Below are 21,158 nucleotides of genomic sequence, written 5' to 3'. Positions count from 1 at the left end.
ATCAAATGTTCTGGCTAGCTGGGCGCATGGCAAAGCCGAAGAAACGCTATGTCTGCCAGGCCTGTGGCAGTGTCTCCCATCGCTGGCAGGGGCAATGTGCCGACTGCGCAGAATGGAATACGCTGGTGGAAGATGCCCCGGCGACAGTCTTCTCGATGAAACACGATCTTTCGAGTGGGGGGAGGGCCGTCGAGTTTGTCGAATTGGACAAGCCGGGACCCCTTCCCGTGCGGCAGCCCACCGGCCTGGCCGAATTCGACCGGGCTCTGGGTGGCGGGCTCGTTCCGGGTTCGGCGATCCTGCTCGGCGGGGATCCGGGCATCGGAAAGTCCACCCTTCTGCTGCAGGCGGCAGCACGGATCGCCCGCGAAGGGCGCGGGGTCGTCTACGTCAGCGGCGAAGAAGCATCGGGTCAGGTGCGCATGCGCGCGGCGAGGCTGGGTCTCTCCGATGCCCCGGTAAAGCTGGCAGCGGCGACCGGTGTGCGCGATATTCTCACGACATTGGGTTCTATGGATGCACCGGGTCTGCTGGTGATCGATTCGATCCAGACGATGCATTCCGACACGATCGAAGGGGCGCCGGGAACGGTCAGCCAGGTCCGTGGCTGTGCATTCGAACTGATCCGCTACGCGAAGGAAAACGGTGTCGCGCTTGTGCTCGTCGGTCATGTGACGAAGGATGGCAGCATCGCGGGGCCCCGCGTGCTCGAACACATGGTCGATGTGGTGATGAGTTTCGAAGGGGAGCGCAGCCATCAGTACCGGATTTTGCGCGCGCTCAAGAACCGCTTTGGCGCCGTCGACGAAATCGGTGTCTTCGCCATGGCGGGGGAAGGGCTGGAAGAGGTGGACAATCCTTCCATGCTGTTCCTCTCTGGCCGCGACGAACCGATGGCCGGCAGTGCCGTTTTCCCGGCCATCGAAGGCACGCGGCCGGTGCTCGTGGAAATTCAGGCGCTGATCGTAAGGCTGCAATCCGGGGCGACGCCTCGCCGTGCCGTCGTCGGTTGGGACACGGGCCGGCTTGCGATGCTCCTTGCCGTACTGGAATCGCGATGTGGGCTCAACTTCAGTTCGGCAGAAGTCTATCTGAACGTGGCTGGCGGTTATCGGCTATCCGACCCAGCGGCGGATCTTGCCGTCGCTGCGGCTCTCGTCAGCGCGATGTCGGACAAGGCTCTGCCCGCGCGCAGCATCTGGCTGGGCGAGGTCTCGCTCGCGGGCGAAATCCGCCCGGTCGCGCATGGCGGTCTGCGCCTGCGGGAAGCGGCCAAGCTCGGCTTCGATCGGGGGTTCGGACCGCTGGATGTGAAGGGGGGAGCGTCGGCGCTCGCTTACGATGGTTTGGGACAACTGGCGAACCTCGTTGACCGCGTAATCGGTAATTCATAAGTCACGACCAAGGAAGGGTCATGACCGGTTTCGATTATATCGTCCTGTTGATCGTCGGCATCGCTGCTGCGGGCGGCTTCATGCGTGGTTTCCTCCAGGAAATACTTTCGCTTGCAGCCTGGGTACTGGCCGCGTTCGCCATCCGCTTTTTGCACACGCCTCTGACCCTGTCGCTGCAGGATTTTCTCGGCGACGATATCACGACATCGCTGCTCGCATTCACCCTGCTGCTGCTCATTCCCTATGCCGCGATGAAGGTCATCGCCAACAATGTGGGGATGGCATCGCGCAATTCGCTGCTTGGGCCGATCGACCGGGTTCTCGGCTTCGGGTTCGGCGCGCTGAAGGGCATGCTCATCGTCGTGATCGCCTTTTCGCTGCTCGTACTCGGTTACGATACGGTATGGAGCTACAAGGGGCGGCCCAACTGGATCACCACGGCGCGCAGCTATGAGTTGGTGGATTCCAGCTCGCGTGCCCTTGTTCAGGTTCTGGCGGAGCGGCGAGCCACTTTGCGCGATCAGTCTGACGAAAGCGAGTGATGGCTTCCTCACGCGCGCCTGCGCTCTACTCGACCGAACTGCTGGCTCTGGCTATCGAACTGGCTGATTATCCCTTTGACGCTGCAGCGCCCGCGATAGGCCATGCCCGCTCGCGCAGCTGCGGAAGCGTAATCGATCTGTCGTCCTCTGGCGGATCACTCGAGGATCTTGGCCTCAGGGTTTCCGCTTGCGCTGTCGGCCAGGCGTCTGCTGCGATCTTCGCGCGCGAGTCGTCCGGGATGAACGCTGCGGCGATCGCGGCCATGGTCGAAAACCTCGGCGAATGGCTGCGAGACAAGGCACCCAGCTCCATTCTTCCCCGACTTGAACTGCTTGAACCCGCCCGGCCGCATCTGGGGCGCCACGAAGCAATTCTCCTGCCGTGGAGAGCGGCGCTGGATGCGCTTTCCAAGACTGAAGCGGCCCGCTAGCTTCCCGACGCAAAGAATATTCGCGGGGGGAGGAAGCGCGAGATGGTCGAGACTGTGGCGGCGGTTAACCGGGAGCCCACGGACAAGGAAATCCGCCTTGTCATAGCTGCGAGCAGCGCCGGTACGATCTTCGAATGGTACGACTTCTTCATTTACGGCACGCTTGCCGCATTGATCGGCGCGGCCTTCTTCCCGAGCGACAACGAGACACTCGAAATCCTGCTCGTATGGGCAGGATTTGCAGTCGGCTTCGGTTTTCGCCCCCTTGGTGCGATCCTGTTCGGCTTTCTCGGCGACAGGCTGGGGCGCAAATACACTTTCCTGGTGACTGTCACCCTGATGGGGATTGCCACTGCCGGTGTCGGGCTCATCCCCAGTGCATCGAGCATCGGCCTGGCGGCTCCGATCATCGTCATAGGCTTGCGCATTCTGCAAGGGCTGGCGCTCGGCGGCGAATATGGCGGAGCGGCTATCTATGTCGCCGAGCACGCACCGCCTGAGAAACGGGGGTTCTACACCAGTTTTATTCAAGCCAGCGTCGTCGGCGGGTTCGTCCTGTCGATCCTGGTGGTCATCGCGTGCCGGACATTGATCTCCCCGGAAGACTTTGCGGCTTGGGGGTGGCGTATCCCATTCCTCCTTTCGATTGTCCTCCTCGGGATTTCGCTGTGGATGCGGTTGAAGCTGTCTGAAAGCCCCGTCTTTCAAGCGATGAAAGCGGCCGGCGAGACCAGCACCAACCCGTTCAAGGAAAGTCTGACCTACCCCGGCAATCCCAAGAGGATATTTGTCGCTCTGTTCGGCATAACCGGTGTGCTGACCACGATCTGGTACACGGCGTTCTTTTCGGGCCTGTCGTTCCTACGCGGTCCCATGCGGGTGGACGAAACCCTGGTCGAATGGATGCTGCTGATCGCCGGGGCGATCGCCATGAGCTTCTATCTTGTCGTTGGGAAATGGTCCGACAGGGTGGGGAGAAAAAAGCCCATCGTCATCGGCGCGGCAGCAGCGCTGGCGCTTCTGTTTCCGATCTTCTGGGGGATCGGCGCACTGGCCAATCCGGGGCTTCAGGCAAGTGCGCAGGCAGCGCCGATCACAGTCACCGGGCCGCGCTGCGAATACGATCCTTTCGCGGAAATCCAGGCAAGCCCGTGTGGGCGCGTCCTGCAGGATCTGACAGCTCTCGGAGTTCCCTATACCATCGATAACGAACCGGCCTCTGGCCTGTCGATCGGTTCTGCGACTTACGTCTATAAAGATATTCCGGACAACACCCGGCGGGCGATCGTGCAGGGCTGGCTCGAAACCAACGGCTACGATTTCACGCGGCAATTCCCGCCCCTGGTCAACATCGTGGGGATCATCGGGCTGCTGCTGGTGCTGGGCATGTTGTCGGCCCTGACATTCGGTTCGGTTGCCGCCCTGCTTTCGGAAATGTTTCCGGCCAAGATCCGCTACAGTTCGATGTCGATACCTTACCACATCGGCGCGGGCTATCTGGGCGGGTTCCTGCCGCTGATTGCGGGCTATATTGTGGCGATGACGGGTGACGCATATGCGGGGCTCTGGTACACGATGGCGGTGATCGGATTCGGCCTGATCGTTGCGTGGTGGGGTCTTCCCGATGGGCCTCCGCGAGATTTCGAAGATGGCGAACAGACGCCGCCGGTTACGCCTTCCTTTCCGTGAGTACTCCATGACAGACTGTCCGCCGCCGACTTTGCGGCTGAGCATCGATAGCGACGCTTTGACGCAAAACTGGCAGGCGCTGGATGCGATGTCCGGCAGTGGCCGCGCAGGCGCCGCGGTCAAGGCAAACTGTTACGGGCTCGGTGTCGATCGCTGTGTGCCGAAACTGCGTGATGCAGGCTGCCAGGATTTCTTCGTTGCCCACTGGAGCGAAGCTCCTGCCGTTCTTCGCTACGTCCCTGCGACGCAGGTCAGCGTGCTTCACGGCGTCCTCAGTGCAGAAGAGGCAGCGTATGCCCGCGCTACAGGCGTCAGCCCGGTAATCGACAATCTCAGGCAGGCAAGGATCTGGCAGGATGGCGGCGGGGGATCATGCCACCTGATGGTCGATACGGGGATAAACCGGCTCGGCGTTTCGCCTGCCGACATCGCCGATCCTGTCATTCAGGCGCTCGATGTCGATATTCTCATGAGCCACCTCGCCTGCGCGGACGAAGACAGTCCCATGAACGCACAACAGATGGAAGACTTTCGCGCCTGCATTCCAGCCATTCGGCACCAGCGGACAAGTCTGGCCAACAGCGCAGGCATCGCTCTTGGCGCGGATTATGCCTTCGATCTGACGCGTCCGGGCCTGTCGCTCTATGGCGGGGTCCCGCGCGCCGAACTGAACGGACCGATACGGCAGGTTGCCCGTCCGGAAGCTTCGCTCATTCAGGTGAAGGAGCTGCAGGCCGGGGAAAAGGTCGGCTATAATGCGACATTCACTGCGCCTGCCCGCATGAAAGCGGGGGTTGTCTCCCTCGGTTATGCAGACGGCATCCTGCGCAGCTGGGCCGGCGCGCATTTCCGGTCGGGCGGAACACCGCTTCCGATACTCGGCAAAGTTTCCATGGACATGATAGTGATCGACCTGACCACGGCGCCGGAACTGGGCGAAGGGGACTGGGTAGAATTGCCCTATTGGTTGCCCGATGCTGCGCAGCAAACCTCTCTTTCGCAATATGAATTGCTCACGGTTCTGGGGCAGCGTTTCGGTTGACGTTTAGGTGACGTTGCGCTGCACATTTTGCACGTGCTAAGTATCTCGCAATGCACAATCTGGGAGCATGCTGGCATGGCCAAGAGGACCGCCGAGGGCGAAGCGATCATCATCAAGAAGTACGCCAACCGGCGGCTCTATAATACCGATACGAGCAGTTACATCACGTTGGACGATCTTGCGAAGATGGTCCGCGAGAATGTGGATTTCCACGTGCTCGACGCAAAGACCGGTGACGACATCACTCATACGATCCTGACGCAGATCATCGTAGAGGAAGAAAGCCACGGTACGCAGATGCTGCCGGTCAGCTTCCTGCGCGATCTCATTTCCATGTATGGCAATTCCATGCAGGCGATGATGCCAAGCTATCTTGAAGCGAGCATGACGAACCTGCGCAAGAATCGCGAACAGCTCCAGGCGGCCTTCGCGAAGGGTATTGAAACCAATCCGCTAGCCAAGATGGCCGAAGCCAATTTCAAGATGATGCAGAACGCTGCGGAAGCCTTCATTCCGGCAACGCGCAAGCCTGCGCGGGACGATCAGTCGGATGACCTGGCTCAGATGCGCCGGCAAATGGCCGAAATGCAGAAGAAGCTGGACGAGATGAGCAAATAGCGGCATCGGCCCGCCCGCCGATCCGACCAGCAATTACGGGAATATAACGTGGCCCAGATACGCCATGCCTTGAACACCAAGCGCGACCATGATTTTGCAGCCTGGTACCAGGAAGTCATCAGCGCTGCCGAAATGGCCGAAGAATCGGGTGTGCGTGGGTGCATGGTCATCCGACCCTGGGGCTACGGCATATGGGAGCGCATGCAGCGCTTGCTGGACGACCGGATCAAGGCAACCGGCCACGCCAACGCCTATTTCCCGATCTTCATACCGCTCTCCAATTTCGAGCGTGAGGCAGAGCATGTCGAAGGCTTTGCCAAGGAAATGGCCGTGGTCACGCATCACCGCTTGATTGCTGGAAAGGATGGCGGCCTTATTCCGGATCCGGAGGCCAAGCTTGAAGAACCGCTGGTTGTACGGCCGACCTCGGAGACGATTATTGGCGATGCCATGGCGCGCTGGGTCCAGAGCTGGCGCGATCTTCCGCTGAAGCTCAATCAGTGGGCCAATGTCGTGCGCTGGGAAATGCGCACGCGCATGTTCCTGCGCACCAGCGAATTTCTCTGGCAGGAAGGCCATACCGCCCATGCCGATGAGGCCGAGGCGAAGGACCACACCCTCACCATGCTGGAGGTCTATCGCGCCTTCGCGGACGAAGATCTCGCGCTTGCAGTCATTGCCGGTGAAAAGCCCGAGAACGAACGGTTTCCCGGAGCAGTCGAAACCTGGTCCATCGAAGCGATGATGCAGGATGGCAAGGCATTGCAGGCCGGAACCAGCCATTATCTCGGTACCAATTTCGCCAAGGCCAGCGGCATCAAGTTCCAGAACAAAGAAGGCAGCGAAAGCCTCGCCCACACTACCAGTTGGGGCGTCTCTACCCGCATGGTCGGCGGCGTCATCATGACGCATGGCGACGACGATGGCCTGCGCCTCCCGCCCAAGATCGCCCCGCAGCAGGTCGTGATCCTGCCGATGTTGCGCGAGAAGCCGGAAGACGATGCGCTGATCGAATATTGCGAAGCCTTGCGCGCCACCCTCGCCGGGCAGAGCGCATTCGGCGAACCGCTGCGCGTCCTTCTCGACACGCGGCCCGGCAAGGCTGCCCAAAAGCGGTGGGATTACGTGCGCAAGGGCGCTCCGATCATCGTCGAGGTCGGCGGCCGCGACATGGAAAACGGCGTTGTCAGCATGCTTCGCCGTGACCGCCTGTGGGACAGCGAAACCGGCAAGGTCGATTTCCAGAACCCGACCCGCGAAGTTGCCGGGCAGACCATCCCCGACGTTCTCGCCGATATGCAGAGCGCGCTGCTCACGCAGGCTGCCGAGCGGCGCGATGCCAACGTGACCCGCGGCATCACCGATTTTGCAGCGGTGGAAGATCACTTCGGCGCCTCCCGCTACCCGGGCTGGGTCGAAGTCCAGTGGTCCAAGCCCACGGGTGACGCTCTCGAAAAGGTCGTCGAACGCTTGAAAGAGCACAAGCTCACGATCCGCAATGTCCCGATGGACGCAGCGCCGGTTGACGGCGCCTGCATCTTCACCGGCGAACCGGCGGTAGAGCGCGTGCTTCTCGCCAAGGCGTATTGATCCACACCGTGACATGGGGGCGGATCGTCCCCATATCGCGCGCATGACAAAACAGAACAAGCACCGGCAGCCCAAGGGACTGCCGAATAAAGAACAGATTCTCGAATTCATCCAGACCTCCGACACACCTGCGGGCAAGCGCGAAATCGCGAAGGCCTTCGGGCTCAAGGGGCAGGAAAAGATCGCGCTGAAAAAGCGCCTCAAGGACATGGCCGAAGAAGGCCTGATCGATGGCAAGCGCACGGCCTATCACCGCATGGGCGGCGTGCCCAAGGTGACCGTCCTCAAGATCATCGCGATCGAGGATGGGGAGCCTGTTGCCGAGCCCGAAAACTGGTCGCCCGACACCAAGGAAAAGCCGCCTCGCCTGATGGTGAAGGAAAGCAAGAAGATGGCCGCGCTCAAACGCGGCGATCGCATCCTTGCGCGGAACGAGGAAACCGAACGCGGGTGGCGCGCCACACCGATCAAGAAACTGCCTGCGCGCACCGAAGGTCTGATGGGTGTGGTCGAGAAGGACGGTAGCGGCAATTACTGGCTGGCCCCTGTCGACAAGCGCGTGCGCGATTCCGCCCCCATCGGCGATGTCGGCGAGGCCGCGGTAGGCGAACTGGTACTGGCCGAGCGCATGGGCAAATCCGCCCGCTCTAAGGTCAAGGTCGTCGAAGTGATCGGCGATCCGCTGGCCCCCAAGGCCTTCAGCCTGATCGCGATTGCCAAGCATGGCATCCCGCATGTCTTCCCGCAGGAAACCATCGCCGAAGCGGAACGCGCAGTCGACCTGCCGCTTTCGAGCGACCACCGCGAAGACCTGCGCGATGTGCCCATCGTCGCCATCGACCCGGCCGATGCCCGCGATCATGACGATGCCATCTGGGCCGAGCCGGACGGGAAGGGCGGTTATCACGCCATCATCGCGATTGCCGATGTCAGCTATTACGTCCGCCCGGGCGGCGCGCTCGATCGCGAAGCGCGCAAACGCGGCAATTCGGTCTATTTCCCCGACCGCGTCGTCCCCATGCTGCCCGAGGTGCTGAGCGCCGACGTCTGCAGTCTCAAGGAAGACGTGGATCGTGCGGCCATGGCCTGTCACATCCGCATCGACGCGGAAGGCAGGATCAGCGACTGGCGCTTTACCCGCGCCATTGTCCGTCTGGCCCGCAACATCGCCTATGAAGACGCGCAGGCGGCGATCGATGCAGGCGACGCGCCCGAATATCTGCAGAACCTGTGGGGCGCGTGGAAACTGCTGTTCAAGGCCCGCCAGGCGCGCGACCCGCTCGACCTCGAACTGCCGGAGCGGCAGGTCCGGCTTAACGACGAAGGCGTGATCGAGGAAATCGCCATACGCGAACGGCTCGACGCGCACCGCGTGGTGGAGGATTTCATGATCGCCGCCAATGTCGCTGCCGCCAAGGCGCTGGAGGCCAAGGCTGCGCCGGTCGTCTACCGTATCCACGAGACGCCGAGCCGCGAAAAGCTGATGGCGTTCAAGGAATATCTCGCCAGTCAGGGGCGCAAGTTCGCGTTGGGTCAGGTCATCACGCCGGGCCTGTTCAACCGCATGCTCAACGACGTGTCGGATCCCGCCGAAAAGGCGCTGATCATGGAAGCCGTGCTGCGCAGCCAGACGCAGGCCTATTACGGCCCGGCCAATGCAGGGCACTTCGGCCTGTCGCTCGGCAGCTACGCCCACTTCACATCGCCGATCCGCCGTTATGCCGATCTTCTCGTGCACCGCGCGCTGGTGGACGCCTACAAGCTGGAACAACCCAAGCCCAAGATCGATCTGCCGGACGGTACCGGTCTATCCGACCGTGACAGGGATGCGCTGCATCAGATCACCGATGCGATCAGCCAGACCGAACGGCGCGCGATGGAGGCGGAGCGCGATACGATCGATCGCTATGTCGCTGCGTGGCTGTCAGGCCGTGTGGGCGAGACATTCGACACCCGCATCACCGGCGTTCAGGGCTTTGGCTTCTTCGCCACCATCGACAAGCTGGGCGGTGACGGCCTCGTCCCCGTCAGCACGCTGGGCCGCGAATATTTCACCTATGACGAAAAGGCGCAGAAGCTCGTCGGGGAAAAGACCGGTACCGAATATGCGACGGGCGATCGGCTGAAGCTGAAGCTGGCAGAAGCCAACGCGCTGACCGGCGCGCTCAAATTCGAAGTGCCGGACAGCGATGGTAAAGGCATCGAACCGCGCGGCAACCGTCCTCCGCCCAAGAAGCGCACCCATCAGAAGAAGGGTGCGGGCGCACCGCGTCAGACGCACGATCAGGGCAAGCGCGGACGACCGGGCAATATCCGCCATCAAGGCCGCCGCAAGTAGCGGCCGCCACCCTTATCGCGAGCAACCCCGCAGGGCCTGGGCGGCAACCCCCTTGGGGCGTCCGCACGGCCTGCGGCTGCTCGCAATGATCCGTGAAGACGAAGCGCCTCAGGCCAGTTCGTCGATCCGTTCGCGGCTCAGCCCGCCGGGCACGAGATAGAGCGGGCAGGGCAGGTGGCCCGCATGGCCTGCGAAATGCGTCACCAGCGGGCCGGAGCCCCCTTCGGCGCTCGTCGCCAGCACCAGCGCGGCGATGTTGCCATGCTCCTCGATATATTTGCGGATGACATCCGCCGGCGGGCCGGGACGAACGGCGATGGTGGGCATCTTGCCCATTTCGCCGAAAATATTTCCGGCTGCGCTGTTGGCCATGACCTCGGCGCGTTCGCGCGCTTCCTGTTCGATGGTCGCCTGGACCCCGCCGAATGCGTTGAAGGTCTGCTGCGGGACAAGGGCGAGGATGTGGACCGAACCGTCGGTTTTCTGCGCCCGCAGCGATGCAAAGCGCAAGGCCTGCTTCGCTTCGTCCGTTTCATCCATCACGACTAGATAAGTACGCATATCTGCTCCCCGTCTCCCTCGGCTGCGGATTACTCGCTAATTCGTATTCTGCGCAAGGACCTTGCGAGGACCGCACCTTTTCGCCAGAGGTGCGGGCGCACAATCTCCCCAGCGAGGACGTAACGTAAACAGCCATGCCAACGCCGATCAAGATGCCCGCCCTTTCGCCCACCATGGAGGAGGGCACGCTCGCCAAATGGCTTGTGAAGCCGGGTGATACGGTCAGCGCCGGCGACATCATGGCCGAAATCGAAACCGACAAGGCGACGATGGAATTCGAAGCTGTGGACGAAGGCACTATTGCCTCGATCGCAGTGGAAGCAGGGACCGAAGGCGTAAAGGTCGGCACGGTGATCGCCATTCTCGCCGAAGAAGGCGAAGATGTGGACGAGGCGGCAGCCGCCGCTCCATCCGGCGATGAAGAGCCTGCCGAAGCAAAACCTTCCAAGGGCGAATCCGAGGACAAATCGGAACCGGCCAAGGCCGCACCGCGCGAAAGCGCCAAGCCCGCGCGCGCATCGGTGGAAACCGATACCAAGGCACCCGCCGCGCCCAAGGACGACAGCGGCGAACGCATCATTGCATCGCCCCTGGCTCGCCGCATCGCCGAGCAGAACGGCGTCGATCTTTCCACCATAACCGGCTCCGGTCCGCGTGGCAGGATCGTGAAGGCAGATGTCGAAAGCGCAGAAGGCGGCTCGGCCAAATCCGCTGCCGATACCTCCGCTACCAAGGACAAGGACGAAGCGAAATCTTCTGCAAAGGCACCCGCCAGCGATCACGGCGCGCCTTTCGAGGAAGAAAAGCTCTCCAATGTGCGCAAGGTCATTGCGCGCCGCCTCACCGAGAGCAAGCAGCAGGTCCCGCATTATTACCTTGCCGTCGACATCCGTCTCGATGCACTGCTCGACCTGCGCAAACAGCTCAATGCCGGTCTGGAAGCGGACGGGGTCAAGCTGTCGGTCAACGATCTGCTGATCAAGGCGCTGGCCCGCGCGCTGATGCGCGTGCCCGATTGCAACGTCAGCTATCAGGGCGATACGCTGCACCGTTACAGCCGTGCCGATGTCTCGGTCGCGGTGGCTGCCCCCAGCGGCCTCATCACGCCGATCATCACGGAAGCCGATACGCGCGGTCTTGCCTCGATCAGTACCAATATGAAGGAACTGGCCGAGAAGGCCCGTGAAGGCAAATTGCAGCCGCATGAATATCAGGGCGGCACTGCCAGCCTGTCGAACCTCGGCATGTTCGGCATCAAGCAGTTCGACGCGGTCATCAACCCGCCGCAGGGCATGATCATGGCCGTGGGTGCTGGCGAACAGCGCCCCTATGTCGTCGACGGCGCATTGCAGGTCGCCACGGTGATGACCGCCAGCGGCAGCTTCGATCACCGCGCCATCGATGGTGCTACCGGCGCGCAACTGATGGAAGCGTTCAAGAACCTGATCGAAAACCCGATGGGACTGGTTGTATGAAAATGTTGAAGCACATCGCACCGCTGGCCTCCCTTGCGCTGGTCGCTGCCTGCTCCAATGGCGGCGACGTGGACGAACAGGCAGCGGTGACGCCCGATCAGCCTGCTTCCAGCGCACCGGCGGATACAGCGACGGAGCCGACCGAAACGACCGCCCCGACCACCACGCCCGGATCGGATGCGGCCGCTCCGCTTGCTTCCGGAACCTGGCAGGTAGTCGATACGCGTTTGACCAGACCTGGCGGCGTCCAGGCGATCGGCGACGCCGAACTCGAAGCCGCGCGTTCGCTCCAACTGGTGGTGTCCGACGATGACGTGCGGTGGCGGGGAGATGCCATCGGGACGACGTTGAAGGCATATAGTTTCGGGGACAATTGTTCATCGCCGGAACGCGTTACCGCGTCGGACGGCCGCTTCGCCCTGCGTTGCTCCGATGGCCAGTTCTTCGGTCCGTCGAGCGCGGATGAGCCATCCTTTGCCACTCAGTCCGATGGCACTGTGACGGTGAACTGGTACGACGGCATCACCCTGATCCTCCGCCAGCGCTGATGACCGGGGACAGTCGCACCCCGTTCATTCGCGTCACGGCCATGCCGACCGACCTCAACCCCTATGGCGGGGTGTTCGGCGGGTGGCTGATGAGCCAGATGGCGCTTGGCGCCGGCAGCCTCGCCAGTCGCGAGGGGCGGGGCAAGGCCGTGGTCGTCTCGGCCACTGACTTCGCCTTTCCCGGCGCGATGTCGGTGGGGGACGAACTGTCGGTCTATTGCGCAATCGAAGCCACCGGAAACACCTCGCTCACCATCTCCGCCGAAGCCATCGCGCGCGAGCGGAATGGCGATGCGGAAACCAGGGTCGGACAGGGCACGTTCAAATTCGTCCTGCTCGATGAAAACGACCGGCCCCGTGCAGTGGCGGAGCGGTGGGCATGATCGCTGTCCTACAGGACTGCGAATATGCGATGGGTGCGATCATGACCCCGATATCGCCCATCGACGCTGCCCCTTGCGCAGCCGCGTCGCAAGCCGACACCCGGCTGCACCAAGCCGACATTTTCACCGTGCAAGCCGACAGGCGCGCGGCGCAAAGCGACACGTCGAAGGCGCAAGCCGACACCAAATCCCGGCAAGCTGACGCCTTTGCGCACAAGCCGACTTCTTTTGCCTCTGGACTGTGTAACACCCGGTCCATGTCTCGGGCGAACACACAACTGACAGGTACGAATCATGGCTGACAAATACGACGTAATCGTGCTCGGCAGCGGACCCGGCGGCTATGTCGCGGCTATCCGCTGCGCGCAGCTCGGGCTCAAAACCGCCATCGTGGAACGCGAACTGCTGGGCGGCATCTGCCTCAACTGGGGCTGTATCCCGACCAAGGCGCTGCTGCGCTCGGCGGAGATCCTGCATTACGCGCAGCACGCGAAGGATTACGGCCTCAAGATCGCGGGCGAGATCGAGGCCGATCTGGACGCGGTCGTGAAGCGCAGCCGCGGCGTCGCCAAACAGCTCAATCAGGGCGTCACGCATCTGATGAAGAAGAACAAGATCGCCGTGCACATGGGCGAGGGCACGCTGACCGGTCCGACCAGCCTCACGGTCAAGGGCGATAAGGGCGACGAAAAGCTCACCGCCAAACACATCATCGTTGCCACCGGCGCCCGGGCGCGCGACCTGCCCTTCGCCAAGGCGAACGGCAAGCGCGTGTGGACCTATCGCCATGCCATGACGCCCAAGGAAATGCCCAAGAAGCTGCTCGTCATCGGCAGCGGGGCGATCGGCATCGAGTTCGCCAGCTTCTACAACGACATGGGCTGCGATGTGACCGTGGTCGAAATGCTCGACCGGATCGTGCCGGTGGAAGACAAGGACGTCTCGGCCTTCCTCGAAAAGAGCCTGTCCAAGCAGGGCATGACCATCATGACCGGCGCCGGCGTCGAAGATCTCAAGGTTTCGGACAAGGGCGTGAAGGCCAAGATCAAGGACAGCAAGGGCAAGGTCACCGAAACCGAATTCAGCCACTGCATCACCGCTATCGGCATCGTGCCGAACACGGAAGACATCGGCCTCGACAAGCTGGCGGATATGGAAAAGGGCTTCATCCAGATCGACGGTTATGGCCGCACGAAGTCCAAGGGCCTGTGGGCCATCGGCGACTGCACGCCCGGCCCCTGGCTGGCGCACAAGGCGAGCCATGAAGGCGTCACCACTGCCGAAGCGATTGCGAAAGAGCTTGGCAACAAGGATGTCCATCCCCACCCGCTCGACCGCAACAACATCCCGGGCTGCACCTATTGCCATCCGCAGATCGCCAGTGTCGGCCTGACCGAAGCCAAGGCGAAGGAAGCAGGCCACGAGGTGAAGGCGGGGACCTTCCCCTTCATCGGCAACGGTAAGGCCATCGCGCTGGGCGAGGCGGAAGGCTTCGTGAAGACCGTGTTCGATGCGAAGACCGGCGAACTGCTCGGCGCGCACATGGTCGGCGCCGAAGTGACCGAGATGATCCAGGGCTTCGTCGTCGGCAAGACGCTCGAGACGACCGAAGCGGAACTGATGCAGACGGTGTTCCCGCACCCGACGATCAGCGAAAGCATGCACGAGAGCGTGCTTGCGAGTTACGGGCGCGCGCTGCATATCTAGCCTGCGCTGTACATAGGGGGAGGGCGAGATGACCGGTTTCCTGACACTCGCCTTCCTCATCCTCGTGGCGATGGTCGTGTCCGTACCGCTCGCCACGCGGTTCGGGCTGGGCTCCGTGCTCGGTTACCTGCTGGCTGGCATGGCGATTGCGCCTCTGTTGGCCGCCCTCAACGTCGATGTCGTGGCCCTGCAGGTCTTCGCCGAATTCGGCGTCGTGATGATGCTCTTCATCATCGGCCTCGAAATGGAACCGCGCCGCCTGTGGGACATGCGCGGCAAGCTGTTGGGGCTGGGTGGCGGGCAGGTCATCCTGACGACTGCGGTCATTACCGGCATCGCCCTGCTAGATGCCCGGCCATGGCAGACAGCGGTGGCGATCGGCATGATCCTGGCCCTGTCGTCCACTGCGATCATCGTCCAGTCGCTGACCGAGAAGAAACTCATGCGCACCGAAGGCGGTGAAGCAAGCTTCTCCGTCCTATTGGTCCAGGACGTCGCGGTCATCCCCATCCTCGCTCTCCTCCCGCTGCTGGCGATGCCCGATCTCTATGCATCGAGTGGCGGCCCCGTCGGCGCAGGCGCGCATCACGGAATTGACCTCACCGCCTCCATGCCGATGTGGCTCGCCGCCATCGCCCGCATCGGCGCGGTCGCCGCGGTGGTGGTCATCGGCATCTACGCGATCCGCCCCCTGTTCCGCTTCATTGCCGCCGCCCGCTTGCGTGAACTGTTCACCGGCGCTGCCCTGCTGGTCGTGATCGGCATCGCCCTGCTGATGTCGCTTGTCGGCCTGTCTCCAGCGCTCGGCGCCTTCGTGGCGGGTGTCGTTCTTGCGACCAGCGAATATCGGCACGAACTGGAAAGCGATATCGATCCCATCAAGGGTCTGCTGCTGGGCCTCTTCTTCATCACCGTCGGCGCTGGCATCGATTTCGACCTTGCTGCGCAGATATGGCAGGAAGTCGTGTTCTGGGCAGCAGTCGTAATCGCTGCGAAGTTCATCGTGCTGGCTGCTGTCGGGTGGTTTTACGGGCTGCGCAAACAGGCGCTCTGGCTCTTCTGCCTCAGCCTTCCACAGGCCGGCGAATTCGCCTTCGTGCTGATTGCCTTCGCGCTTGCCAATTTCGTCATCGACAGCGCCCTGGCCGATCTCATGCTGCTGGTCGTGGCCCTGACCATGCTGGTCACGCCGCTGCTCTTCATTCTCTACGACAAGGTCATTGCCCATTCTTACTGCAAGGGGATGGAACGCGAACCGGACGCCATCGATGAAGAGAACGAGATCATTATCGCCGGTCGCGGCCGGGTTGGCGGGATCGTCGATCGCATGCTCCAGACGGCCGGTTACACCACGACCGTGGTCGATTACGACAGCAGCCATCTGGAGATCCTGCAGAAGTTCGGCGTCCGCACCTATTACGGTGATGCGACACGCCCCGATCTGCTCCACGCGGCAGGCATCGCCCGCGCGAAGCTGCTCGTCGTCGCACTGGATGAGCGCGAACAGATCGACAAGCTCGTGAAATACGCCGTGCAGACCTTCCCGGAGCTGCATGTCATAGCCCGGGCGAAAGATCGCAACCATGTCTACGAACTGTGGGCTTATGGCTGCCGCGACGTCATCCGCGAAACCTACGATGCCAGCATTCGTATCGGGCGATCCGCATATGAGGCGCTGGGCGTAGACCGCCAGAATGCCATCGCGATGGCCGGCGCCTTCGAGGAAATGGACCGAAGTTCGATGCTCGAAATCGCCGAGGTCTACGACATGGACATACCGCCGATGGAAAACGAAGCACTGGTGGCGAAGATCAGGGAATTGCGTGCAAGATGGGATCCCGTCCTGCGTGAACAGATGGATGAGATCGTCAAGAGAGGTCAATGACACAAGGCACCCACAATTACGTAGCTGATGATCGCAACGCATCGGTCGTCATCGATATCAACGGGGACCACTTCCCGCGACCGGATGCGAAGATCAGCGTTTTCGACAGCGGCTTCATGCTGGGCGACGGCGTATGGGAAGGCATTCGCCTGCATCATGGCCGCCTCGCCTTTCTGGATCGGCACCTCGACCGCCTGTGGCGCGGGGCGAAGGCCATCCACATGGATATCGGCGTCTCGCGCGAAGAACTCGAACGCCGCCTCTACGCCGTACTCGATGCAAACGGCATGCATGGCGATGGCGTCCATATCCGCCTGATGGTGACGAGGGGCATCCGTTCGACGCCATATCAGGACCCGCGCGTGGTGGTGACGCCCGCTACGATCGTGGTCATCCCGGAATGGAAGGAGCCTGCGCCCGAAACCGCCACGCGTATGCTCAAGCTTGCGACCGTCCACGTGCGTCGTGGCTATCCCGACGTTCAGGATCCGATGCTGAATTCGCACAGCAAGCTCAACTGCATAACGGCATGTATTCAGGCGGCACAGGCTGGTGCCGACGAGGGGTTGATGCTCGACCCTCACGGGTTTGTCGCGACCTGCAATTCCACGCATTTCTTCATCGTCAAGGATGGGGAGGTGTGGACCTCCAGCGGCGACTACTGCCTCGACGGGATCACGCGCGGGGTCGTCATCGAGATCGCGCGGAATGCCGGTATTACCGTGCGCGAACGCAATTTCTCGCTGACCCATGTCTATGGCGCGGACGAGGCCTTCACCACCGGCACCTTCGCCGGCGTAGCGCCCATCGGCTCGATCGACGGACGGATGCTTGGCGAAGAACGCGGCCCCATGGTTGAGCGGCTCCAGCAGCTCTATCTGGCGCGGCTTGCTGACGACGTGAGCGGAAAGAGCCGTCCATGACCATTCGCATCGCCATGTGGTCCGGCCCGCGCAACATCTCGACCGCGATGATGCGCAGTTTCGGTGCGCGCCACGACTGTGCGGTTTCGGACGAGCCATTCTACGGTGCCTTCCTGCAGGCGACCGGAGAACCGCATCCGCTGGCAGCCGAAACGATCGCCGATATGGATTGCGACTGGCATTCGGTGCTGGCCACCCAATCCGGGCACCCGCCCGGTGGCGAACCGGTCTGGTATCAGAAGCACATGCCGCACCACATGGTCGGCCCGGTGTCGATCGCCGACATGCCCGACCACCGGCACGCCTTCCTGATCAGGGCACCGGAGCGGGTTGTCGCAAGTTACCAGCAGAAGAATGAACTGCGCCGTCCCGATCTGCTTGGTTTCTCCCGTTTGCGGCGGTATTTCGATTATGAGCGGGAGCGTAAGGGGACCGTCCCGCCCGTCGTGGACTCAGATGCCATCCTCAATGATCCGCCGATGATGCTTGAAAAGCTTTGTACGGCTTTGGGCATTGGTTGGGACACTTCGATGCTGCATTGGCAAACCGGTCCACACCCCGAAGACGGCGTGTGGGGTCGGCATTGGTACGACAAGGTCAACGCGTCGACTGGCTTCGGTAAACCACCCGCAGACCTGCCAAAACTGGAGGGGGCCTATGCCGATGTGGCGGCCGAATGCCGTGAGGATTACGAGGCCTTATTGCAACACACCTTGTGATGCATCCTGTCGCAAAGTAAAATCGTTTCATCGCAACCGCTTGCGCCGGATTTCGCACCGTTCGTTTCCTTTCCAGAGGAGACAAAGATGGAATATGAAATCAGGGATGACCCGCAAGGCCTTGAAGAGAGGGATCATGCCAACCGGGACGGCGGACTGGTCGAAGACCATGTCGCTCTGGAAAGGCAGCGAAGCACGCGCCAGGCAGGCTATCGGGAGCATGATCGCAGCGGCACCTCTTCGGGCGCGCCATTGCAGGCGGAGTAGCTGGATTCTTATGGAGCAGAAAAACCAGATCCCCTAGCTCTGCTAGATATCTGCCTTGTCATTTTCTCGCTGCGCTTCGCTATTTTTTCGGTTGTCAGGCACCAGGATACCGTAAACTACGAAAGAAACTGTCCATGCCATAAGAAAAGATATCTCGATTGGATTTTCTTGAAAGTAATTCAGACAGCTATAAACTGCGATTCCTAAAATCCAAAATAGCAGAGGCGGAAATAGTTTGTGCTTCATTGCTTTCTGGAAGCCTTTCGTTGGTAATACCATGTTCCCGCTAGCGCGCCATCTATTGCGGACGCACTGCCACCGAATCCTTCTCCGTCGAACAAATTCGCATAAGTATCATAGTGGCCACGCCTCCAAGAAAGCCGAAGATTACAGCTTGAACCCAACCATAATATCAATCTTTGGTGCCATTTTTGCGAGCATCGAGAAAAACGAGTTCAACAATAAGTGCAATTACAAGGCTCTCTAAAATTATTCCTAAATCGATATAAAAACTCTCACTGTCGACGATTGAGACTATCACACCTTTTAGGATAGAAAAAAACAAGGTCAAAATACCAATCTCGATGGCAGGTCGCAGTAACTTACTCACCGTTAGTTCGCCTTCTTATATATTTCGGTTGTTGGCATGAACGCTTCTCCATCGAATCCGTCATTGGTCTACCGAGCCCCTTTTCCTTTTGCGAGAGCCTGCGCACCGCGTTTTCGTCCTGCTTCCTCGACGGTCTGGGGAATCTGTAATAGCTCAACCCCCAGCGCTTGCATGCACTGCATGAAGAACACGGCAGTAAACCGACCGCGACTCACCTTGTTGCGAAGGTTGAGTTCGTTGTCCTCAATCCCGTGTTCTTGGAGACGCTCGGCGAGGCCAGCGTAGGACACGCCGCGCCGCATCATTTCGGCGCGCAGAATGTTCTTCACCATTTCTTCCCAGACCTTTTCTTCAACTGGCATCACGTCACATCCCTCTGAGGTTCACGCCACCTTGTAGGATTGAACGGACGGGTATGCCAAGTGGGTTGTAGCCAATTTGCGTGATCGGCGTCATCACAAACGATGATAAGTTTGATAGACAATGCGATAACGTCACCATATATGATGATGCAGGACGTGACATACAGTGGCTCAGCATTATCTCCTCTCACCAGCGGCATGCACGCTGCCCTTGCGGGAAGTAACCCGCATGACGGAGGATGAAGCCTATTCGATGTTCAAGTCGATCAAGTGGCCCGATGGTATTCCGACCTGTCCAGAATGCGGCTGCAAGGATTCGTGGACACTGATTCCAGATCGAAAATGGAAATGCCGCGGGAAGGTCATCGATCTGAATACCGGCGTTACCAGTCGTTGCTATCTGCAATATACGGTCACGAGCCGCACGCCGCTCCACAGCCGTAAAAAGCCGTTCGTTGAAATCTTGGAAGCCATCTTAAACTTCGTCGATGGCGCTCTCGGGCTTGCCGCCCTTAAGGGTAGGCGCCTGCTCGGCTATTCATATAAGACACCCTTCGTCTTCCAGAGTAAGATCCGCGAGGCCCTTAAAGTCGATTACGATCAGAAGCTCGAAGGAGTGGTCGAAGTCGATGGCCTCTTCGTGGGAAGCAGTAAAGTGAAACCTCCATTTCCAATTACGAATGAAGCTGAGCTGGAAAAAATTCTACGACATCTATCGACGCAAGCAGACATCGCTGGTTGTCGTGAGCGAGCGACCTTCACCTGACGGGACAAAGCCTGGTCGGCTTCGAGTCGTTCATCGTGAGAGCGAAGCTGCATCGGTCAGCTTTGTGAAGTCTGTTTTGAAGCCCGGGACGATCGTGCATGTGGATTATGGCTCGCAGTGGATGCGTCTCAATATCCACTTCGAATTGAAGCGGGTGAACCACTCAGTGACCTATAAGCAGGATGATGCCTGCACAAATTGGGCAGAGAGCTTCTTCTCTCGCGTTCGGGCGGCCGAACGCGGGGTCTACCGATATTGGTGGCCCAAATACGCCGAGCAATATGGCGTAGAACTAGCCTGGAGAGAGGAAAACAGGTTTGTAGATAACGGTGCTCAGGTTCGATTGATTATCAGTTGCCTGATGCGTTCCGGACTCTCTACTTGGACGGGATACTGGCAGCGCCACAAAAACAGGTTTCCGTTTTAGCTCTGGTCACCAACCTCAACGATCGGGATGATCTCCCAGCGGGTTGGACGCCGACTGACAATGCGAACTTCCTCGCTTGCCGAACGCAAGCTGGCATCAATTGCGGATTTCACTGCATCCCGAAGGTCCTCGTCATCCGAGTTGCCACCGAGACGCTCAATAACCATCGGAGCGAGTTCAGCGGGATTAGTGCCTCGACCTAGCTCACGCATTATTGCGAAGGCAGTTACGGTCGTTGCTCCATGCTCGAATGGAATACGCTGCGCTTTGGGAAGCTTAGGGGGTGTATCGCCAGGTTTCCACTTAGGGTCGATTTCGCCCATGATCGTTATGGATGCCTGTCGGAGCTCGTCTAATTTACCCACCCTCTGGCGTTTCTCCTCGAGGGTTTCATATTCGGCTTCGAATTTGGCGATCTTCTTTTGCAATTGGATGCGTTCGCCGCACCAAGCAGCGTATTTGCGCAATAAGCCAGTTTTTAGATTGGTGACCCCCATCCTGAAACCTGGGATAGCGCGCCGAAATCGATTATGGAACCGCTATGTATTTGGTTTTTTTAATCCATAAGGATCAGTAGCTGGCGGACAGGGTGGACTTATTAAGTCTCAATCTAATGATTTGAAATCATTTTTTAGTTAATTGGCCGCCAAATCCGAACCCACATTCTACCCCACACACCTGCTATATCGCGTGTCTGGACCAAAGAATACTGCTCCATCTTACGCCACATTGTCCAGCTGTTTTCTGTAGCATTCCCAGTTGGGCGTAGAGGCTATCTCTCCCGATTGACGTGACCCCCAGCTTTCCTCCAGCTGGGATTAGAGCCGAGCCGTTTTGTTGCGCATGAGCGCGGTTGAAGCAATGGGCTGCGTAGCGGAGCC

At 60.3% G+C, this 21,158-nt stretch carries 22 protein-coding genes; 18 read left to right on the top strand and 4 right to left on the bottom strand.

Translation table 11 applies throughout. The features are described 5' to 3' along the window. The first annotated feature begins 26 nt into the window (after nucleotides 1–26). The 8 genes from radA (at nucleotide 27) to rnr (ending at nucleotide 9,644) form a co-directional block, all read left to right on the top strand. Complete coding sequence (gene radA, locus ACIGGE_RS17375) at nucleotides 27–1,394, top strand: DNA repair protein RadA (RefSeq protein WP_397491279.1); 1,368 nt, start codon at nucleotides 27–29, stop codon at nucleotides 1,392–1,394. Between the two features lie 20 nt (nucleotides 1,395–1,414). After that, a complete protein-coding gene (locus ACIGGE_RS17370; RefSeq protein WP_103025030.1) occupies nucleotides 1,415–1,936 on the top strand; it encodes a CvpA family protein in 522 nt (173 codons plus the stop codon). Next, the gene (locus tag ACIGGE_RS17365) at nucleotides 1,936–2,367 is read left to right on the top strand and encodes an iron-sulfur cluster assembly scaffold protein (RefSeq protein WP_397491278.1); all 432 of its coding nucleotides are present in this window, start codon (nucleotides 1,936–1,938) and stop codon (nucleotides 2,365–2,367) included. Before ACIGGE_RS17370 ends, ACIGGE_RS17365 begins: the two co-directional genes overlap by 1 nt. Nucleotides 2,368–2,409: 42 nt before the next feature. Further along, nucleotides 2,410–4,056: an MFS transporter gene (locus tag ACIGGE_RS17360; RefSeq protein WP_397491277.1), complete on the top strand. Its 1,647-nt coding sequence runs from the start codon at nucleotides 2,410–2,412 to the stop codon at nucleotides 4,054–4,056. Between the two features lie 7 nt (nucleotides 4,057–4,063). Further along, nucleotides 4,064–5,098, top strand: a complete 1,035-nt coding sequence (alr, locus tag ACIGGE_RS17355) for an alanine racemase (protein WP_397491276.1) — start codon at nucleotides 4,064–4,066, stop codon at nucleotides 5,096–5,098. 75 nt (nucleotides 5,099–5,173) lie between these two features. After that, nucleotides 5,174–5,716: a polyhydroxyalkanoate synthesis repressor PhaR gene (gene phaR / locus ACIGGE_RS17350; protein ID WP_397491275.1), complete on the top strand. Its 543-nt coding sequence runs from the start codon at nucleotides 5,174–5,176 to the stop codon at nucleotides 5,714–5,716. 48 nt (nucleotides 5,717–5,764) lie between these two features. After that, entirely contained in the window at nucleotides 5,765–7,306 is a 1,542-nt protein-coding gene (gene proS, locus ACIGGE_RS17345; RefSeq protein WP_397491274.1) for a proline--tRNA ligase, read from the top strand. A 43-nt stretch (nucleotides 7,307–7,349) separates the two neighbouring features. Further along, a complete protein-coding gene (gene rnr, locus ACIGGE_RS17340) occupies nucleotides 7,350–9,644 on the top strand; it encodes a ribonuclease R (RefSeq protein WP_397491273.1) in 2,295 nt (764 codons plus the stop codon). Between the two features lie 108 nt (nucleotides 9,645–9,752). Here rnr and ACIGGE_RS17335 read toward each other — a convergent pair whose 3' ends face one another. Beyond that, nucleotides 9,753–10,205 carry a universal stress protein gene (locus ACIGGE_RS17335; protein WP_103025024.1) on the bottom strand — a complete coding sequence of 151 codons (453 nt, stop codon included), beginning with the start codon at nucleotides 10,203–10,205 and terminating at the stop codon, nucleotides 9,753–9,755. Between the two features lie 134 nt (nucleotides 10,206–10,339). On the opposite strand from ACIGGE_RS17335, the gene ACIGGE_RS17330 reads away from it, so the two are divergent. The 8 genes from ACIGGE_RS17330 (at nucleotide 10,340) to ACIGGE_RS17295 (ending at nucleotide 18,112) form a co-directional block, all read left to right on the top strand. After that, the gene (locus ACIGGE_RS17330; RefSeq protein WP_397491272.1) at nucleotides 10,340–11,680 is read left to right on the top strand and encodes a pyruvate dehydrogenase complex dihydrolipoamide acetyltransferase; all 1,341 of its coding nucleotides are present in this window, start codon (nucleotides 10,340–10,342) and stop codon (nucleotides 11,678–11,680) included. Then, nucleotides 11,677–12,228, top strand: a complete 552-nt coding sequence (locus tag ACIGGE_RS17325; RefSeq protein ID WP_397491271.1) for a hypothetical protein — start codon at nucleotides 11,677–11,679, stop codon at nucleotides 12,226–12,228. Before ACIGGE_RS17330 ends, ACIGGE_RS17325 begins: the two co-directional genes overlap by 4 nt. Beyond that, a complete protein-coding gene (locus ACIGGE_RS17320; protein ID WP_375245709.1) occupies nucleotides 12,228–12,611 on the top strand; it encodes an acyl-CoA thioesterase in 384 nt (127 codons plus the stop codon). Before ACIGGE_RS17325 ends, ACIGGE_RS17320 begins: the two co-directional genes overlap by 1 nt. A 294-nt stretch (nucleotides 12,612–12,905) precedes the next feature. Further along, on the top strand, nucleotides 12,906–14,318 hold the full coding sequence (lpdA, locus tag ACIGGE_RS17315) for a dihydrolipoyl dehydrogenase (RefSeq protein WP_397491270.1): 1,413 nt from the start codon (nucleotides 12,906–12,908) through the stop codon (nucleotides 14,316–14,318). 28 nt (nucleotides 14,319–14,346) lie between these two features. Continuing rightward, entirely contained in the window at nucleotides 14,347–16,203 is a 1,857-nt protein-coding gene (locus ACIGGE_RS17310; protein WP_397491269.1) for a cation:proton antiporter, read from the top strand. Continuing rightward, a complete protein-coding gene (locus tag ACIGGE_RS17305) occupies nucleotides 16,200–17,126 on the top strand; it encodes an aminotransferase class IV (RefSeq protein WP_397491268.1) in 927 nt (308 codons plus the stop codon). Before ACIGGE_RS17310 ends, ACIGGE_RS17305 begins: the two co-directional genes overlap by 4 nt. Further along, on the top strand, nucleotides 17,123–17,845 hold the full coding sequence (locus ACIGGE_RS17300) for an HAD family hydrolase (protein WP_397491267.1): 723 nt from the start codon (nucleotides 17,123–17,125) through the stop codon (nucleotides 17,843–17,845). The genes ACIGGE_RS17305 and ACIGGE_RS17300 overlap by 4 nt, the downstream gene beginning before the upstream one ends. Nucleotides 17,846–17,932: 87 nt before the next feature. Next, nucleotides 17,933–18,112 (top strand): hypothetical protein, encoded by a 180-nt coding sequence (locus ACIGGE_RS17295; RefSeq protein WP_397491266.1) that lies wholly within the window; start codon nucleotides 17,933–17,935, stop codon nucleotides 18,110–18,112. 412 nt (nucleotides 18,113–18,524) lie between these two features. Here the strand turns inward: ACIGGE_RS17295 and ACIGGE_RS17290 are convergent, their stop codons facing one another. Next, nucleotides 18,525–18,722 (bottom strand): hypothetical protein, encoded by a 198-nt coding sequence (locus ACIGGE_RS17290; RefSeq protein WP_397491265.1) that lies wholly within the window; start codon nucleotides 18,720–18,722, stop codon nucleotides 18,525–18,527. A gap of 68 nt (nucleotides 18,723–18,790) precedes the next feature. Next, complete coding sequence (locus tag ACIGGE_RS17285) at nucleotides 18,791–19,084, bottom strand: DUF6471 domain-containing protein (RefSeq protein WP_397491264.1); 294 nt, start codon at nucleotides 19,082–19,084, stop codon at nucleotides 18,791–18,793. 166 nt (nucleotides 19,085–19,250) lie between these two features. Between ACIGGE_RS17285 and ACIGGE_RS17280 the strand changes: the two genes are divergently transcribed. Together ACIGGE_RS17280 and ACIGGE_RS17275 are read left to right on the top strand one after the other, a co-directional pair. Next, complete coding sequence (locus tag ACIGGE_RS17280) at nucleotides 19,251–19,850, top strand: transposase (RefSeq protein WP_397491263.1); 600 nt, start codon at nucleotides 19,251–19,253, stop codon at nucleotides 19,848–19,850. Further along, a complete protein-coding gene (locus ACIGGE_RS17275; protein WP_397491262.1) occupies nucleotides 19,765–20,277 on the top strand; it encodes a transposase in 513 nt (170 codons plus the stop codon). Before ACIGGE_RS17280 ends, ACIGGE_RS17275 begins: the two co-directional genes overlap by 86 nt. On the opposite strand, the gene ACIGGE_RS17270 is transcribed toward ACIGGE_RS17275, so the two are convergent. Beyond that, a complete protein-coding gene (locus ACIGGE_RS17270) occupies nucleotides 20,274–20,774 on the bottom strand; it encodes a hypothetical protein (RefSeq protein ID WP_397491261.1) in 501 nt (166 codons plus the stop codon). The two genes, ACIGGE_RS17275 and ACIGGE_RS17270, sit on opposite strands and share 4 nt — an antisense overlap. Nucleotides 20,775–21,158: the final 384 nt, after the last annotated feature.

Origin of the sequence: Qipengyuania sp. NPDC077410 (assembly GCF_044543405.1) — a bacterium.
Lineage (GTDB): Bacteria > Pseudomonadota > Alphaproteobacteria > Sphingomonadales > Sphingomonadaceae > Qipengyuania > Qipengyuania pacifica.
Note: the sequence above shows the minus strand (reverse complement) of the source record. Positions and strands in the feature narration are given on the sequence as shown.